Source organism: Mycobacterium sp. (genome assembly GCF_049608025.1).
Lineage (GTDB): Bacteria > Actinomycetota > Actinomycetes > Mycobacteriales > Mycobacteriaceae > Mycobacterium.
This window is the reverse complement of sequence record NZ_JBMYXC010000065.1, coordinates 1-17,362: the sequence shown is the minus strand read 5'-3', so window position 1 is coordinate 17,362 and position 17,362 is coordinate 1. Positions and strand designations below refer to the sequence as shown.

At 65.0% G+C, this 17,362-nt stretch carries 14 protein-coding genes; 7 read left to right on the top strand and 7 right to left on the bottom strand.

The features are described 5' to 3' along the window. The 6 genes from ACPGXI_RS16105 to rpmF form a co-directional block, all read right to left on the bottom strand. On the bottom strand, positions 1 to 339 hold a 339-nt coding region (locus tag ACPGXI_RS16105), incomplete at its 3' end, for an MspA family porin (RefSeq protein ID WP_526654685.1). Between the two features lie 718 nt (positions 340 to 1,057). Then, complete coding sequence (locus ACPGXI_RS16100) at positions 1,058 to 1,585, bottom strand: MogA/MoaB family molybdenum cofactor biosynthesis protein (RefSeq protein ID WP_526654683.1); 528 nt, start codon at positions 1,583 to 1,585, stop codon at positions 1,058 to 1,060. A gap of 47 nt (positions 1,586 to 1,632) precedes the next feature. Further along, entirely contained in the window at positions 1,633 to 2,979 is a 1,347-nt protein-coding gene (locus ACPGXI_RS16095) for a S1C family serine protease (protein ID WP_526654681.1), read from the bottom strand. Positions 2,980 to 3,165: 186 nt separating this feature from the next. Continuing rightward, positions 3,166 to 4,629 (bottom strand): HAMP domain-containing sensor histidine kinase, encoded by a 1,464-nt coding sequence (locus ACPGXI_RS16090; protein ID WP_526654679.1) that lies wholly within the window; start codon positions 4,627 to 4,629, stop codon positions 3,166 to 3,168. A 5-nt stretch (positions 4,630 to 4,634) separates the two neighbouring features. After that, complete coding sequence (locus tag ACPGXI_RS16085) at positions 4,635 to 5,321, bottom strand: response regulator transcription factor (RefSeq protein ID WP_526654677.1); 687 nt, start codon at positions 5,319 to 5,321, stop codon at positions 4,635 to 4,637. A gap of 71 nt (positions 5,322 to 5,392) precedes the next feature. After that, positions 5,393 to 5,566, bottom strand: coding sequence for a 50S ribosomal protein L32 (gene rpmF / locus ACPGXI_RS16080; protein WP_526654691.1), 174 nt, complete (start codon positions 5,564 to 5,566; stop codon positions 5,393 to 5,395). A 385-nt stretch (positions 5,567 to 5,951) separates the two neighbouring features. Here rpmF and ACPGXI_RS16075 point away from each other — a divergent pair, with 385 nt between their 5' ends. From ACPGXI_RS16075 to ACPGXI_RS16045, 7 genes are all read left to right on the top strand, one after another. Continuing rightward, the gene (locus tag ACPGXI_RS16075) at positions 5,952 to 7,694 is read left to right on the top strand and encodes an acyclic terpene utilization AtuA family protein (protein ID WP_526654689.1); all 1,743 of its coding nucleotides are present in this window, start codon (positions 5,952 to 5,954) and stop codon (positions 7,692 to 7,694) included. Beyond that, complete coding sequence (locus ACPGXI_RS16070; protein ID WP_526654675.1) at positions 7,691 to 8,839, top strand: acyl-CoA dehydrogenase family protein; 1,149 nt, start codon at positions 7,691 to 7,693, stop codon at positions 8,837 to 8,839. The genes ACPGXI_RS16075 and ACPGXI_RS16070 overlap by 4 nt, the downstream gene beginning before the upstream one ends. Continuing rightward, on the top strand, positions 8,836 to 10,428 hold the full coding sequence (locus tag ACPGXI_RS16065) for an acyl-CoA carboxylase subunit beta (RefSeq protein ID WP_526654673.1): 1,593 nt from the start codon (positions 8,836 to 8,838) through the stop codon (positions 10,426 to 10,428). The genes ACPGXI_RS16070 and ACPGXI_RS16065 overlap by 4 nt, the downstream gene beginning before the upstream one ends. Before the next feature lie 79 nt (positions 10,429 to 10,507). After that, complete coding sequence (locus tag ACPGXI_RS16060) at positions 10,508 to 12,514, top strand: acetyl/propionyl/methylcrotonyl-CoA carboxylase subunit alpha (RefSeq protein WP_526654671.1); 2,007 nt, start codon at positions 10,508 to 10,510, stop codon at positions 12,512 to 12,514. A gap of 13 nt (positions 12,515 to 12,527) precedes the next feature. After that, positions 12,528 to 13,703, top strand: a complete 1,176-nt coding sequence (locus ACPGXI_RS16055; RefSeq protein ID WP_526654669.1) for an acyl-CoA dehydrogenase family protein — start codon at positions 12,528 to 12,530, stop codon at positions 13,701 to 13,703. Further along, on the top strand, positions 13,703 to 14,482 hold the full coding sequence (locus ACPGXI_RS16050) for an enoyl-CoA hydratase family protein (RefSeq protein ID WP_526654667.1): 780 nt from the start codon (positions 13,703 to 13,705) through the stop codon (positions 14,480 to 14,482). Before ACPGXI_RS16055 ends, ACPGXI_RS16050 begins: the two co-directional genes overlap by 1 nt. 141 nt (positions 14,483 to 14,623) lie before the next feature. After that, positions 14,624 to 15,175 (top strand): DUF1707 domain-containing protein, encoded by a 552-nt coding sequence (locus ACPGXI_RS16045; protein ID WP_526654687.1) that lies wholly within the window; start codon positions 14,624 to 14,626, stop codon positions 15,173 to 15,175. A gap of 37 nt (positions 15,176 to 15,212) precedes the next feature. Here ACPGXI_RS16045 and ACPGXI_RS16040 read toward each other — a convergent pair whose 3' ends face one another. Then, positions 15,213 to 17,189, bottom strand: coding sequence for a vWA domain-containing protein (locus ACPGXI_RS16040; RefSeq protein ID WP_526654665.1), 1,977 nt, complete (start codon positions 17,187 to 17,189; stop codon positions 15,213 to 15,215). Positions 17,190 to 17,362: the final 173 nt, after the last annotated feature.

The following is a 17,362-nucleotide window of genomic DNA, read 5'->3' as shown; positions in this document are numbered from 1 at the left end:
GTTGGGCGTGGTGTAACTGAAGTTGATGCCCACACCCAACGACCAGGGGAAACCCACCTGATAACCCAGCTCGATCGTGCCCTCGAAATCGTCGGCACCCTCGCCATCCACCAGGTAAGTGGCCTTGCCCGAATGGAACCACTCGCGAGTCAACCGGTTGCGGTCAAGGGGAAACACACCGTTCAAATGCGTGTCCCACTGCTGAATGGTCAGCGTCCGCCCCTGACCGTCGACCAGACTCAGCTCATTATCCAGCCCTGCGTGAGAGGTACCAGTGCTCACGAACACAGCCGCCACGGCCGCAACCATCGCGATCAGCACCCGACTGATTGCCTTCATGATCTCCCTAGATCTATAGATCTGTAGCTGGAACCCCGGGCGGGGGTACCTAGTTGCTCATGCCTGGACTAGCCGTCGAAAAACACACACATCGCAAGTCCAACATGTGAGTGGAATTAAAAAAACCACCCGTCGGCCTTACGTTTCGCTCATCGTTGCCATGAGGAACATAACGGGGACGCACCGTACCGGCAACGCGAACGCACGCTGCCGACTATCAGAGGGCAAGGTTAGCGCAGTTTGCTGACGTCGCTCAGCGCGCACACCACACTCCTGACAGCGACGACGGGGTGCTCCTAATGGGACAACGTCGCAGTTTCTGGCCCCGCATCAGAGTGTTCGCTTCGGCAGCCGGCATCGTTACAGGTGCGCTTTGGGAGGTTACGGCGAAACCACAGTTCAGTCGTGGTGGGGCGGAACATTCTCATTCAGCCACCGGTCATGACCGGCATCATCTTCCGGCGATGATCTGTCGCGCTCGTCAAAAGGTATCTCCGGCAAGGTATCTCCGAAGATTTCGTCGACCACATTCTTGGGGCGCTTTGGACGGCGCATCATCGGCGCAATTCAGTGTGGCGAACATCACATTCGACGGCCAGTGGCCGTTCACCTGCGGTTAACCTTGCGGCAGCTGCGTCGCGACGGGCCGGCGACGGCACACCGGCGCCCAGCCCCCGGTGCATTGAGGGACACGCACAGCCGTGGAAGGCCAAAATCCTCAGATCTCCAAGCTGGAGAGCTGCGCGATGATCTGGGCCGCCAGCGGCCCCAGGGTCGCCATGCCGTCGCGGACCGCGGCACGCGATCCGGCGAGATTCACCACGAGGGTGCTGCCGGAGATACCGGCAAGCCCACGCGAGAGTCCTGCGTCGGCGATACCTGCCGACAGGCCCGAACCCCGAAGCGCCTCGGCTATTCCCAAGAGTTCCCTATCGAGGAGGTCGACGGTCGACTCGGGGGTGACGTCCCGGGGCGCCACCCCGGTCCCCCCAACGGACACCACCAAGTCGACGCCGCCGATGACAGCGGTATTCAACGCGTTGCGGATCTCGACCTCATCAGAGGACACCACCACAACGCCGTCGACCACGAAGCCCGCCTCGCCGAGCAGTTCAGCGACCAGAGGTCCGCTGTGGTCCGCCCCGTCGCCGTGGGCAGTGCGGTCGTCGACTACCACCACCAGCGCGCGGCCCGTCAACGCATGAGGCTGTTCCATGCGCTCAACCGTATATCTCGGCTCGGACATCAATGCAGCCACTCTGAGGTCCGGGCGCGTCGGGGCGCCGACCAGCTTCACGGACCAGCCTTACCGAGCGTGACCTCCACCGTCTTCGGCTTGCCGGCGGAATCCACGTAAGTCAATGTCACCGTCTCGCCGGGCGCCTTCGACCGCACGGCCGCGACCAACGCGTCAGCGCTGTCGATCACCCGGTCGTTGAGCTTGGTGACCAGGACTCCATCTGGCAGACCCGCAGTCGCGGCGGCTCCTCCCGAGGTGACCTCGACGATCTTGGCACCGTCCACGCCCGCTTCATTGCCGACCTGGACACCCAGCGACGCCCGAGAAGCGGATCCCGTCTGGATCAACTCGTCGGCGATCCGCTTGGCCTGGTCCACCGGGATCGCGAAGCCCAAACCGATGGACCCGCCCCGTGGTCCGCCCGCGTCCGCGCCCATGGTGGCGATCGCAGAGTTGATACCCACGAGTTCACCACTCATGTTCACCAGCGCACCGCCGGAGTTCCCCGGGTTGATCGCCGCATCGGTCTGAATGGCGTCAAGAACAGTGTTCTGATTCTTCGCGTCACCGCCGGCAGCCACGGGACGGTTCAGCGCGCTGATGATGCCGGTGGTCACCGTGCCTTCAAGTCCGAGCGGGGATCCAATAGCCACCACATCCTGGCCAACCCGCAAATCCGCCGACGAACCCACCGCGATCGGCGTCAGGCCCGTGACGTTCTTGGCCTGAACCACCGCAATATCGCTGCCGGGGTCCGTGCCAACCACGGTGAACGATGTCGTTCTGCCATTCGCGAGCGTCACCTTGGTCCGGGGACCATCAGCTCCACCGGAACCGTCCGCAGCGCCGGCAACCACGTGGTTGTTCGTCAGGATCAATCCATCCGTGGACAGGACCACACCGGAGCCCTCTTCAGATTGTCGTCCGATATCGACTTCCAGTTTCACCACGCTGGGCAGCACCCTGGCCGCCACCTGTTCGACAGAGCCGACCGGCGCGCTGGCGGCCGGGATGCTGGGAGCTGCGCCGGAAGCGCTGGCCCCGCCGGCACCGTGGTCGGGGTGGGCCAGCATCGCGACGCCGCCGCCGATACCCGCTGAAACGATCGCAATTGCGACCGCGCCTGCCGTCACCCCCGCGCCGCGGGAGCGTCGCTGGGGCTGGGGAACCGCCGGCATCTCCGGTCGCGGGTACTGGCCCGGCCGCGCCGGCATGGGAGCACCTCGATAAGGGTCGTAGTGCGCGCGAAAAGCTTGCCGCTGTTGCTCTGTCGCGTAGCGCCAATCGTAGGGCTGCTGCTCGTAGCCGCCCGGCCGTTGCGGACCGGGTGGTACCTGTCCATGATTGCCGGATTGACGACCTGTCGGCGGGGTCGGCGAGTACCTCGGGTGGTTCGTCAATGTCGCTCCGATGCTCTTCCTGGATAAGTTCCGTCGCCTGGATCAACGAAGGACGAGCCCCCAGAATGCCCAAATGTGCTGAGAATCCCCTTAGAGGTCAACTGACAAAGCGATAACATCGGCACTGTTCGGGCACCCCAGGAGCCGTACCACCATCCTCGCCTGTGAGTGAGCTCACCGCAGCGATCAGGACCCGTGTGTCGCGACTTCTCGCACCGCCTCGTCCTCATCGGCGGGTGCAGCGGAAGGACGGCCCGGCAGCACCACATGCATCGACGTACCGGGGGGCTGGCCACCGGGTACCGTCTCGCGGACTTGCAGAGTGCCGCCGTGCTTGAGTACCACCTGTTTGACGATCGCAAGACCCAGACCTGAGCCGGGCATCGCTCTTGCTGCGGTTGACCTGAAGAACCGTTCGAAGACGAGACCCCTTTCCTGCGCGGGGATTCCGGGGCCGTAATCGGATACCACCAGCTCCGCGTGGATAGCGTCGACTGGGGCGAGCCTGACCTCGACCCGGCCGTCGGGGGGACTCCATTTAGCGGCGTTGTCCAGAAGGTTGAGCACCGCGCGGGCGATACCGGCCCCATCGCCGTACACCTGCCACGGTGTGACCGATAGGTCGAACTCGATGTCATTGCGACGCCTGCGAACTCGCTCCAGCGACCTATCGATGACCTCAGCCAACTCGACCGTCTCGTGGATGACGCCGCCGGCCTCCTCACGGGTGAGGTCAACCAGATCGCCAACCAGTGTCGACAATTCCTCGATCTGGGCGATGACATCGGCCCGGAGCCCGGACATCTCCTCTTCGGGCAGGCGTGGCGCACCCGGCGCCATGGATGCCATCAGAAGCTCCACATTGGTGCGCAACGAGGTCAAGGGTGTGCGCAACTCGTGCCCGGCATCGGTGACCAACCGCGCCTGCCGCTCACGGGATTCGGCCAACGCCCGCAGCATCATGTTGAAGGCCTCGGTGAGGCGGGCGAGTTCATCGCTGCCATGCACCGGGATCGGACGCAGGTCATCGGTTCGAGCGACCCGCTCGGCAGCCTCGGTGAGCCGGGCCACCGGACGCAGTCCGGCGCGCGCCACCATTCCACCGGAGATGGCGGCCACGACCACTCCTATACCGCCAACCAGGAGTAGAACCGTGCCTAACCGTTTGAGTACCTGCCCGGTCGGTTTGAGGCTCTTGGAGATCAGCAGCGCGCTGCCATTGCTGAGGTGCAAAGCGAGCACTCGCTGGTGGCTGACCGTGCGCAGGGACATCAGTAATTTGCCCTGGATGACGTCCTTCTCGGGCCCGCCGAGTGGCAACGTCTGCCCCCGTTGGTTGGCGGTGTAGATCGCCCGGGGAGTGAACAGCATGGCGTTGACCTCGGAGTAGGCGGTGCCCTCGATGGCCTTGCCGGGATCGGCTGCCAACGATCCGCTCTCGATGAGCAACTCGGAGCGGCTGCGCAGTTGAGTGTCGATATCGTCGTAGAGCGCTCGAGACACGACCGCGTAGACGGCCACGCCCATCAACACCACGACCATCGCCACCATCGACATAGCCAGCAACATCACGCGCCACCGCAGTGACACCGAACTGACCGTCTGCGGTGCGGGCGTCGGGTGGCCCGACCCCGGGCCGGGCTGCTGCATACCCATCAGGGCGGTGTCTCGCGCAGCACGTAACCCACCCCTCGCACGGTGTGGATCAGCCGCGGCTCGCCTTCGGCCTCGGTCTTACGCCGCAGGTAGCCGACATAGACCTCGAGTGCGTTTCCCGACGTCGGGAAGTCGAAGCCCCACACCTCCTCGAGGATCCGGCTGCGGGTCAGGACCCGGCGCGGGTTGGCGATCAGCATCTCGAGCAGCGAGAACTCGGTGCGGGTGAGACTGATCGGCCGGTCGCCGCGGGTGACCTCCCGGGTGACCGGATCCAGCGACAGATCCGAAAAGCTCATCGCCGCCGATTCGTTTCCGTCTTCGGGATTGGTGCGACGCAGCAGTGCGCGCATCCGCGCCAGCAGTTCTTCCAATGCGAACGGCTTGGGCAGGTAGTCGTCGGCTCCCGCGTCCAGGCCGGCGACCCGTTCGGACACCGAGTCGCGCGCGGTCAGAACCAGGATTGGGAGGTCGTCGCCGGTGCTCCTTAGCTGGCGACAGACCTCGAGCCCGTCCAACCTCGGCATCATGACATCGAGCACCAGGGCGTCTGGTCGGCTGCTGTCGATCAGATCGAGAGCTTCCCGGCCGTCCTGGGCCAACTCAACCGAGTAACCGTTGAAGGAGAGGGACCGTCGTAGGGATTCGCGCACCGCGCGATCGTCGTCAACGACAAGTATGCGCACTGACACAGTGTCGACCCCGTGTCTGAGAGTGACCTGAGAGGCGCGCCGGGGAGGCGGTCACTTCCTGCAAATTAGCGGCGGTCGAGGTCGATCAGTCCGAGCCGCGCGGCCTTGAGCAGCCGGCGCGGGACCTTGTGGTGCTGACCCGCGACGGTGACGCCGACAAGTTCGGTGCGGGTCGCCTTCCACTGCGCGCGCCTGCTGCGGGTGTTCGCACGCGACATCCTGCGCTTGGGCACAGCCATGATCGAGCTCTCCATCTATTGGGGTGGTAATCCTGGGGTGGTAATGCGTGTTAGCACTGCCCGCCAGCTGTGGACCTACCTGGCGCCGACAATTGCTGTTCAGGATAGCCGGTGAGCTGCACGGGTTCAAAACTCCACCGGTCACAGCGCAGGGCCGGGAACCCCTCGGGCGGATGATCGCGAGCATCGCGGTTATTCGACCGTGCCGGCTACCTACAGGTCGGGGACTTGACTCAGTACCGACGGTACCCAGTAACCTACCGGTTGGTTGGTCGACGGTTCGACGACGACAGGAGCGCCAGTGACGTCCTCGGGTATCGATTCGACACGCACCCCGGTCCGCATCGGAAACTGCTCGGGCTTCTACGGGGATCGCCTCTCCGCCATGCGCGAGATGCTGACCGGTGGCGAGCTCGACTACCTGACCGGCGACTACCTGGCGGAGCTGACGATGCTCATCCTGGGCCGGGACCGGATGAAAAACCCGGACAAGGGCTACGCGAAGACGTTCCTGCGCCAACTCGAGGAATGCCTGGGCATCGCCAGCGACCGGGGCGTCCGGATCGTCACCAATGCCGGCGGCCTGAACCCGGCAGGGCTGGCAGCGGCGGTCCGCGCGTTGGCCGACAAACTCGGCATCGGGGTCTCTGTCGCCCACGTCGAAGGCGATGACGTGCTGGCGCGGGCCGACGAGTTCGGTTTTGCGGGCCCGCCTCTGACAGCCAACGTGTATCTGGGCGCCTGGGGCATAGTCGACTGTCTCGGCTCCGGTGCCGACATCGTCGTCACCGGTCGGGTCACCGACGCATCGGTCATCGTGGGTCCTGCGGCGGCACACTTCGGTTGGAGCCGGGACGACCACACCGCGATCGCCGGAGCGATCGCGGCAGGACACATCATCGAATGCGGCACCCAGGCCACCGGCGGGAACTACTCCTTCTTCACTCGCGATTTCCCCGATCTGACGGCCTTGATGCATCCAGGGTTTCCGATCGCCGAGATCAACGCAGATGGATCCTCGGTGATCACCAAGCATCCGGGGACGGATGGTGCGGTGACCAGCGATACCGTGACCGCGCAGTTGCTCTACGAAATCTCGGGCGCCCGCTATGCCAATCCTGATGCGACCCTTCGGGTGGACTCGATCGAGTTGTCGGAGGAAGGTTCGGATCGGGTGCGGGTCTTCGGGGTCATCGGCGAGCCGCCCCCGCCCACACTGAAGGTGTCGCTGAACAGCATCGGCGGTTTCCGCAACGAGATGACCTTCATCCTCACCGGGCTGGACATCGAGGCCAAGGCCGAACTGGTGCGCCGGCAACTCGAGGCGAGCCTGACCGTCACGCCGTCAGAGCTGGAATGGACGCTGGCCCGCACCGACCATCCCGACGCCGACACCGAACAGGCGGCCAGCGCGTTGCTCCGATGCGTGGCGCGCGATTCCGACCCCAGCACGGTAGGGCGTCAGTTCTCCTCGGCTGCAGTCCAATTGGCGCTGGCCAGCTATCCCGGCTTCACCAGCACGACGCCGCCCGGCGACGGTCAGGTATACGGTGTGTTCACCGCGGCCTACCTCCCCGCCGATCAGGTCGACCACATCGCGGTGCATCCCGACGGCACCCGCAAGGTCATTTCGCCCGCCGGCCAGACGATGGAACTGGACTCGGTGTCCATCAACGGCCTGCCCAAACCCCTTCCGGCCGGCCCGACGCGGCGGGTACCGCTGGGCACCATCGCGGGGGCGCGCAGCGGAGACAAGGGCGGCAGCGCCAACATCGGCGTGTGGATCCGCGCCCGGGCGAGCGGAGCGACGGGAGAAGACACCCGGGCGAGCGGAGCGACGGGAGAAGACACCCGGGCGAGCGGAGCGACGGGAAGCACGGCTGACGATCAGTGGCGATGGCTGGCACACACTCTGACCGTTGCGAAGCTACGTGAGCTGCTGCCTGAAACAGCTGATCTTCCCGTCACCCGACATGTCCTGCCCAAACTGCGTGCCGTCAACTTCGTGATCGATGACATCCTCGGCAAGGGCGTGGCTTACCAGGCGAGGTTCGATCCGCAAGCCAAAGGACTGGGCGAGTGGCTGCGCAGTCGCCTCATCGACATACCGGAGGAACTCCTCTCATGAATATCTGGACGACACCCGAGCGAAGCGCGCTGCGAAAGACGGTGCGCGCATTCGCCGACCGCGAGGTGCTGCCCTACGCTGACGAGTGGGAGAAAGCCGGAGAGCTGCCCCGCGACCTGCATCGCAAGGCGGCCGCAGCCGGATTGCTCGGTGCGGGATTTCCCGAGTCGGTCGGCGGCGGGGGCGGCGACGGGGCCGACGCGGTGGTCATCTGCGAGGAAATGCACCAGTCGGGGGCCCCCGGCGGCGTGTTCGCTTCGCTGTTCACCTGTGGCATCGCCGTACCCCACATGGTCGCTTCGGAGGACCAACGACTCATTGACACCTACGTGCGGCCAACACTGCAAGGAGAGAAGATCGGGGCGTTGGCGATCACCGAACCCGGCGGGGGCTCCGACGTCGGCCACCTCACAACGCGCGCTGATCGAGATGGCGACTCTTACATCCTCAACGGCGCCAAGACCTACATCACCTCGGGGGTGCGGGCCGACTACGTCGTCACCGCGGTGCGCACCGGGGGCGCCGGGGCCGGGGGCGTCTCGCTGATCGCGGTGGACAAAGGCACACCGGGATTCGAGGTCAGCCGCAAGCTGGACAAGATGGGCTGGCGCTCATCGGATACCGCGGAGCTGTCCTACACCGACGTTCGGGTGCCCGCCGCCAACCTGATTGGCGCCGAGAACACCGGTTTCCTGCAGATTGCCGCGGCGTTCGTCTCCGAACGTGTGGGGCTTGCGGCGCAGGCGTATTCGAGCGCGCAGCGCTGTCTGGTCCTCACCCTGGACTGGTGCCGGAATCGCGAGACCTTCGGCAAGCCGCTCATCGCCCGCCAGCCTGTACAGAACACGTTGGCCGAGATGGCGCGGCGCATCGACGTGGCCCGCGTCTACACTCACAACATCGTCGAGCGTGAGCTTTCCGGCGAGAGCAACCTCATCACTGAGGTCTGCTTCGCCAAAAACACTGCAGTCGAAGCCGGTGAGTGGGTGGCCAACCAGGCGGTCCAGTTGTTCGGCGGCATGGGTTACATGGCCGAGTCAGAAGTCGAACGCCAATACCGTGACATGCGAATCCTCGGCATCGGCGGCGGCACCACCGAGATCCTGACCACGCTGGCCGCCAAGACGCTCGGATACCAGTCATGACACTGCGATCGGTTCTCGACACCCGCTCCCCCGGCTACACCGAGGCTGCCGACACCATGGCGGGCAAGCTCGCCGAGTTTGAGGCCGAACATGCCAAGGCTCTGGCGGGCGGCGGCGAGAAGTATGTGTCGCGACACCACGCCCGCGGCAAGATGACGGCGCGCGAACGGGTGGAGGCACTGCTCGACCCGGATTCGCCCTTCCTGGAACTCAGTCCCCTTGCCGCCTGGGGCACCAACTTCACTGTCGGCGCCAGCGTCGTCGTAGGAATCGGTGCAGTCAGCGGGGTGCAATGCCTGATTGTCGCCAATGACCCGACGGTCAAGGGCGGCACCAGCAACCCGTGGACGCTGCGCAAGATCCTGCGGGCCAATCAGATCGCCCGCGAGAATCGGCTTCCGGTGATCTCCCTGGTGGAGTCCGGCGGTGCCGATCTGCCCACCCAGAAGGAGATCTTCATCCCCGGTGGGCAGATGTTCCGCGACCTCACCCGGCTGTCGGCGGCGGGCATCCCGACCGTCGCGCTGGTGTTCGGCAACTCCACCGCAGGCGGGGCATACATACCCGGGATGTCGGATCACGTGGTGATGGTCAAGGAACGCTCGAAGGTGTTCCTGGCGGGGCCCCCCTTGGTGAAGATGGCCACCGGCGAGGAATCCGACGATGAATCGCTCGGGGGTGCCGAGATGCACTCTCGGACTTCGGGTCTGGCCGACTACTTTGCCATCGACGAGCTCGATGCCATTCGTATCGGGCGCAGAATCGTTGCCCGGCTGAATTGGCATAGGCAAGGTCCACAGCCGGGGCGCGTGCGCGCACCGTTGTTCGATGAGAACGAACTGATCGGCGTCGTACCGCCGGACCTACGGATCCCGTTCGATCCACGAGAGGTCATCGCGCGCGTTGCCGACGGTTCGGAGTTCGACGAGTTCAAGCCACTCTACGGCGGATCGTTGGTGACCGGTTGGGTGACACTGCACGGGTACCCACTCGGCATTCTGGCCAACGCGAGGGGCGTGTTGTTCAGCGAGGAGTCCCAGAAGGCCACCCAATTCATCCAGTTGGCCAACCGATCGCACACGCCATTGTTGTTCCTGCACAACACCACCGGATACATGGTGGGCAAGGACTACGAGGAAGGCGGGATGATCAAGCACGGGTCCATGATGATCAACGCAGTGTCGAACTCGACCGTGCCGCACATCTCGCTCCTGATCGGCGCATCCTACGGCGCCGGCCACTACGGCATGTGCGGCCGAGCCTTCGATCCTCGTTTCCTGTTCGCGTGGCCGAGCGCCAAGTCCGCGGTGATGGGTGGCGCGCAATTGGCCGGTGTGTTGTCGATCGTCAACCGCGCCGCCACTGAAGCCCGGGGGCAACAGGTTGACGACGCCGCGGATGCAGCCATGCGTGCCGCCATCGAGGGGCAGATCGACGCCGAGTCGCTGCCGATGGTGCTCTCGGGCATGCTCTACGACGACGGCGTCATCGACCCACGCGACACCCGGACCGTACTGGGAATGTGCCTGTCCGCCATCGCCAATGGTCCGATAGAGGGGACGTCGAACTTCGGCGTCTTCCGGATGTGAGGCCGCTCGTGTCCGCGATTTCGGCGTGCTTTTCGTCGGTGAGCGAACGAAACCACGCCGAATTCGCTGGGAGAAAGACATGATTACTCGAGTTCTCGTGGCCAACCGCGGCGAGATCGCCCGCCGGGTGTTCGCCACCTGTCGGCGCTTGGGCATCGGCACCGTTGCGGTCTACACAGATCCCGACGCCGAGGCCCCCCACGTCGCCGAGGCCGATGCCCGGGTACGTCTCGACGGCACCCGCGGTTATCTTGATTCTGCCCAGCTGATCGCCGCTGCCCTCGCGGCCGACGCCGACGCCATCCATCCCGGCTACGGATTCCTCTCGGAGAACCCCGAGTTCGCCGCCGCCGTGCAAGATGCGGGCCTGACCTGGATCGGACCGCCGGTAGCCGCCGTGGCAGCGATGGGTTCCAAGATCGAGGCGAAGAAGATCATGGCTGCTGCGGGCGTGCCGGTGCTCGACGAGCTCGATCCGAACACCGTGACCGCAGCCATGCTGCCCGTCCTGATCAAGGCATCAGCCGGCGGCGGCGGCCGCGGCATGCGAGTGGTGCGCGACCTCAACGACCTGCCCACGCAGGTGGAGGGTGCGCGCCGCGAGGCCCAGTCTGCGTTCGGCGATCCGACCGTCTTCTGCGAGCGCTACCTCGAGGCCGGCCACCACGTCGAAGTCCAGGTGATGGCCGACACCCACGGCATCGTCTGGGCGGTCGGCGAGCGGGAGTGCTCGATTCAGCGCCGCCACCAGAAGATCATCGAAGAGGCTCCGTCGCCTCTGGTCGAACGGACCGCGGGCATGCGGGACAAGCTCTTGGAGGCCGCGAAGCTGGCAGCGACGGCGATCGGATATACCGGCGCCGGGACGGTCGAGTTCATGGCCTCCCGAGACGCTGATTCCGCCGGCGAGTTCTACTTCCTCGAGATGAACACGCGCCTGCAGGTGGAGCACCCAGTCACCGAGCTCACTTCCGGAGTGGACCTCGTCGAACTGCAGCTGTCGGTCGCCGACGGCGCGCCACTGGGCTCCGCACCACCGCCCCCACGGGGCTCATCGATCGAAGCCAGGTTGTACGCCGAGAATCCGGCCAAGAACTGGCAACCGCAGGCCGGGGAGGTGCACCACTTCAGTGTGCCGAACGCGGCCGTGGAGTTCGGCCCCATCAACAAAAGCGGAGTGCGTCTGGACTCGGGCATAGCTGACGGATCGGTGATCTCGGTCTTCTACGACCCGATGATCGCCAAGGTCATCTCCTACGCAGCGACGCGGCGGCAGGCCGCCGGCTTGCTCGCCGACGCCCTCGCCCGGGCCCGAATCCACGGCGTCAGCACCAACCGCGACCTGCTCGTCAATGTGCTGCGCCACCCGGCCTTCCTCGATGGATCGACCGACACAGCGTTCTTCGACACCCACGGTCTTCCAGCGCTCGCCGCCCCCAGCGGAGACAGCCGCGCACCAGAACTGGCCGCCGTCGCGGCGGCACTGGCAGATGCAGCGTACAACCGCAGCACTGCAACAGTTTTCGGCGGTGTGCCCAGCGGGTGGCGCAATCTCCCGTCGGGATATCAAACCAAGTGTTACCAAGACGCCAACGGTGAGAGCCATGAGGTTCGGTACCGCTTCACCCGCGCCGGTGTGCATATCGCAGATCATGATGAGATCACGTTGACCTCTGCCACACCCGCACACGTCGTCCTCACGGTCGCTGGGGTGGATCACCCGTTCGACGTTGCGCGCTACACCGGAAACGGTTCTCAGCAGGTTTTCGTCGATTTCCCCGGCGGCGCAGTGCACCTCGACGCGCTACCCCGATTTCCGGACCCCGACAACGCACTCGCTCACGGTTCACTGCTTGCGCCGATGCCGGGATCGGTTCTGCGGGTGGGAGCCGCGGTCGGCGACGCGGTGACCGCTGGGCAGCCGTTGATCTGGCTGGAGGCGATGAAGATGGAGCACACCATCACCGCGCCGGCAGACGGTGTGCTCGTCGAACTCAACGTCGAACCCGGCCGCCAGGTCGAGGTCGGCGCCATCCTCGCCCGAGTGGATGACGCGGACAGCCAACCGGATCACGTGACCGATTAGGAGAAGGACACCAATGCTCAACGGCTTTGTCGAGACCGAGGAACAGCGAGCGCTGCGCAAGGCGGTGGCCGCAATGACCGCCAACTACGGACAGGACTACTACCTGGAGAAGGCCCGCGCGGGACAGCACACCGATGAATTGTGGACCGAGGCAGGAAAGCTCGGCTTCATCGGGGTGAACTTGCCCTTGGAGTATGGCGGTGGCGGGGCAGGTATGTACGAGTTGAGCCTGGTGATGGAGGAGATGGCCGCTGGTGGCTCAGCGTTGCTCATGATGGTGGTGTCCCCGGCCATCAATGGCACCATCATTTCGAAGTTTGGCACCGAGGAGCAGAAGAAACGCTGGGTCCCCGGAATCGCCGATGGCTCGATCACCATGGCGTTCGCCATCACCGAGCCCGATGCCGGGTCGAACTCCCACAAGATCACCACGACCGCGCGCCGTGACGGCAGCGACTGGATTCTCTCCGGGCAGAAGGTCTACATCTCCGGGGTTGACCAGGCGCAGGCGGTGCTCGTTGTCAGCCGAGCTGTCCAATCGAATGGAGCAGCGAAGTCCGAATCGTTGCGCCCCGCACTGTTCGTAGTGCCCACCGACACACCGGGTTTCACGTTCACCAAGATCCCGATGGAGATCGTCAGCCCTGAGTTTCAGTTTCAGGTATTCATGGATGAGGTGCGGCTGCCCGCAGATGCGCTGGTCGGCGCCGAGGATGCGGCGATCGCACAGCTGTTCGCGGGGTTGAACCCTGAGCGCATCATGGGCGCCGCCAGCGCGGTCGGAATGGGCCGCTTCGCGATCGACAAAGCGGTCGACTACGTAAAGACCCGTCAAGTGTGGAAGACGCCCATCGGGGCGCATCAGGGGCTCTCGCACCCGCTGGCGCAGAACCACATCGAGATCGAGCTGGCCAAGTTGATGATGCAGAAGGCAGCCAGCCTCTATGACCTAGGCGACGACGGAGGCTCGGCAGAAGCCGCGAACATGGCGAAATACGCCGCCGGCGAAGCGTCGGTGCGTGCCGTCGACCAGGCGGTTCAGTGTTTGGGGGGCAACGGCCTGACCAAGGAGTACGGCATCGCCTCAGTCCTGACCGCGTCCCGGCTGGCACGGATCGCACCGGTCAGCCGCGAGATGGTCCTCAACTTCGTGGCGCAGACGTCCCTGGGCCTCCCGCGGTCGTACTGATGGACACCCTGGTCCAGTTCACCGTCGAGGGCCCGATTGCCCGGCTCACCCTGAATTCGCCGCGCAATCGCAATGCGCTTTCCACTGCGCTGGTCGAACAGCTGCACCAGGGATTCACCTGGGCGTCAGAAGAGCCGGGCGTGCGGGTTGTCGTTCTCGGTCACACCGGCGGAACGTTCTGCGCCGGCGCTGATCTCAGCCAGGCAGCAACGGACGGTGCGACCCAGGATCCCGCCGAACTGGTCGCCGAACGGGCGCGAGAATTGACCCGCCTACTGCGCAGGATCCTCGAGTTACCGCTGCCCGTCATCGCGGCGATCGACGGGCACGTCCGGGCCGGCGGCTTGGGCTTGGTCGGCGCGTGCGATATCGCCGTTGCCGGGGATTCCAGCACCTTCGCGCTCAGCGAGGCCCGCATCGGAGTCGCACCGTCGATCATCTCGCTGACTCTGTTGCCGAAGATGACGGCGCGCGCCGCTGGCCGCTACTTCGTCACCGGCGAAAGGTTCGGCACCACTGCGGCTGCCGAGATGGGGCTCATCACCGTCGCCTCCGATGACGTGGCGGCAACCGTCACGAAGTTGGCGTCCGAGATCGCCCTGGGTTCACCGCAGGGCCTTGCCGAATCGAAGGCCCTGACGACGGCATCCATCTTGGAGGACTTCGATCGCCACGCAGAGCGCTTGACTCGACACTCGGGGACGCTGTTCGTCTCCGACGAGGCGCGGGAGGGAATGCTGGCATTCCTGCAGAAGCGCCCCCCCAACTGGGCCGGGTGACCTACACCGTGTCCGGATAAGACTTACGGTTTCGTCAAGTCACTTGCCTGTGCCGACGTTCGTCGTACGCTCGTAGGTGATGTGCGTTTGCGCAAGGATGAGAAGGCCGAAGTGAACGACCCCGCGTCGCGGCACGGCTCGATGCAGGCCGCCGATACCGACCGAATTCAGATTGCGCAACTACTGTCTGATGCCGCGGCGTCGGGCACGCTGCAACTCAATGAGTACGAGGATCGGCTGACCAGGGCTTACGCTGCGCAAACCTACGACGAACTCGACCGGCTGTCGGCCGATCTTCCCGGAGCAGTCACGCAGGGTCGCGGTGGAATGTGCCATCCGGCGCCGTCGACGTTACTGCTGGCGATCCTGACCGGCTTTGAACGCCGGGGCCGTTGGAACGTGCCCCGGCGGTTGACCACTTTCGCCTTATGGGGTGGCGGGGTACTCGACCTGCGCTACGCCGACTTCACCTCGCCTGACGTCGAAATCCGCTCATATTCGATCATGGGCGGGCAGACCATCGTCGTACCGCCCGAGATCAATCTCGATCTGAAGGGGGTCGGTGTGATGGGAAGCTTCGACCAGAAAGTTGACGGCGAAGGTTCGCCCGGCGCGCCATGCGTGCGGATTCGCGGTTTCTCGGTGTGGGGCAGTGTCAATGTGAAACGCAGGAAGCGCACCGACACCGCCTGAGCTGGGCGTTTTGGCGAGCGGCGACGTTTCGGATTGTTCAGCGGCGACGTTTGGCACTCAGGTAGTCACCGACCACCGCGGCACCCAGTCCGTCCAGGTCAGGCACCACCACCCGCCCACCGACCCGGCGGGCAACCTGGTCGATGAATCGCGCCAGACCGGGATCGCTGCCGAGCCGGAAGATCGTCACCTGCGCCCCCAGCCTGGCGATCTCGTCGAAGCCCTTGACTGTGTACCCGATGGTCCGAGGGTGCGGCGGGTAGTCAAAAAACACCGAACTCCCGGTACCGTCCCAGTCCTCCAGGTGCGCAGTCGGCTCGCCGTCGGTGACGACGAGGACCACCGGTTGAGCGTTGGGGTGACGCCGCAGATGCCGGCTGGCCAGCGCCAGCGCGTGGTGCAGGTTGGTGCCCTGCTCGTAGGCGCCCTCCATTCCGGTCAGCTCGGTGGCGGTCACGGTGCGGGCATACCGGCCGAAAGCAACGATCTGTAGCGAGTCCGACCGAAATCGGGTGCTGACCAGGTGACTGAGCGCCAGCGCTGTGCGCTTCATCGGTAGCCAGCGGTTCTCCATCACCATCGAGAAGGACGTGTCGACCAACAACACCACCGCTGCCTGGGTGCGAGTCTCGGTCTCGGAGATCTCGACGTCCTCGACCTTCATCCGGATGTGTGGGCTCAAACCGTCCGCGGGGCTCCCCGACTCACGCACCACCGAATTGGTGAGGGTGCGGGTGACGTTCCACGGTTCGGTGTCGCCGAACTGCCAGGGTCGAGTGGCACCCGTCAACTCGCCCGCGGCACCGGCCCGACGGGTGTCACGCTCACCGTGGCGTCCCGAGAGTTGTTGCGCCACATCACGTAATGCCGCCTGGCCGAGTTGACGCATCGCTTTGGGGGACAGTCGCCACTGCCCGTCTGATCCCCGATCCAGGAAGCCCTGGCTCATCAACGCCCGCTCCATCTCGGCGAGGGTGCGAGCGTTGAGAGCGGCTTCGTCCCCGAGTTGGCGGGCCAGCATGTCAAGATCAACGTCATCCATGGTGGCCCCGGCATAGCTCTGCGAGAGCTGCTCGGCCAGCTGCTCGAGTTCGGCGATATCGGCCAGCGCCTGCGCACCCTCCCCCATACCCAGCGGGTCACCCCCGGAGAAGCGCTGCGAGCCCGTCCAATCCTCCCCCGGCCGCGCTGCCTGCAGGTGACCGTCAAGGCGATTCAATGCGCTCATCAACGATGGCGACCCGAACGCCTGCTGTGCCAACGCATCCAGTTCCGCGCGCTGCTGTTCGGACAGGCTGTTGCGGAACCGCTGGGCAGCCGCGGCGCGGTTGGCCAACGAGTCGAGCAACTCTTCGATATTCTTCGGATTCTCGGGAAAGAACTCACCGTGCTTGGCCATGAACTCTTGAAAATCCTGTGGCGAGTCCTCACCCCTGGCGTGCTTGTCGAGCAGGTCATTGAGGTCGTCGAGCATGTCGCTCACCCGCTGGCGGTCCTCGTCGGTGGCGTTCTCCATCGCCTGTTTCATGCCGGCGAACCTCTGGTCGAGCATCTCGCGGCCGAGCAAATCCCTGATCTGCTCGTACTTCTCGCGCGCCTCCTGCGAACGCCAGTCGTACTCGGAGAGCTCCTGAACGGCCTTGGCCGGAGACGGCGATAGGGATTCCAGTTGCAACTCCCCGAATCGGGCATCGTCATCGAGAGCGCGCGCCAACTCCTTGCGCTCGGCCAGCACCGCTTCGTCGAGCAGTTCCTTGATGTCAGCCAGGGTGCCGTCGAGGTTGTTGCGCTGCAACAGCTCCCGTCTGCGCCGATTGGCCTCTGCAGCCAGTTTGTCGGCGCCCGGCATGTTCGGCGATCCGCGCCTGAGCAATTCCGACAGAGCCCGACGCGGAGAGGTGCCTTCCATGACATCCTGCCCGATCGCCTCGAGCGCCTCGCGCAAGTCGACCGGGGGCGCCAGCGGATCGGGACCGCCGGTGTAGGGGGAATAACGCGTCGTGCGCCTAACCATTTCGGTCGCGCTCCTCAACGCTGCTCGTCCCTCGCTGCTTGATCGTCGCGCTTCTAGCCATTTCGGTCGCGCTCCTCAACGCTGCTCGTCCCTCGCTGCTTGATCGTCGCGCTTCTAGCCATTTCGGTCGCGCTCCTCAACGCTGCTCGTCCCTCGCTGCTTGATCGTCGCGC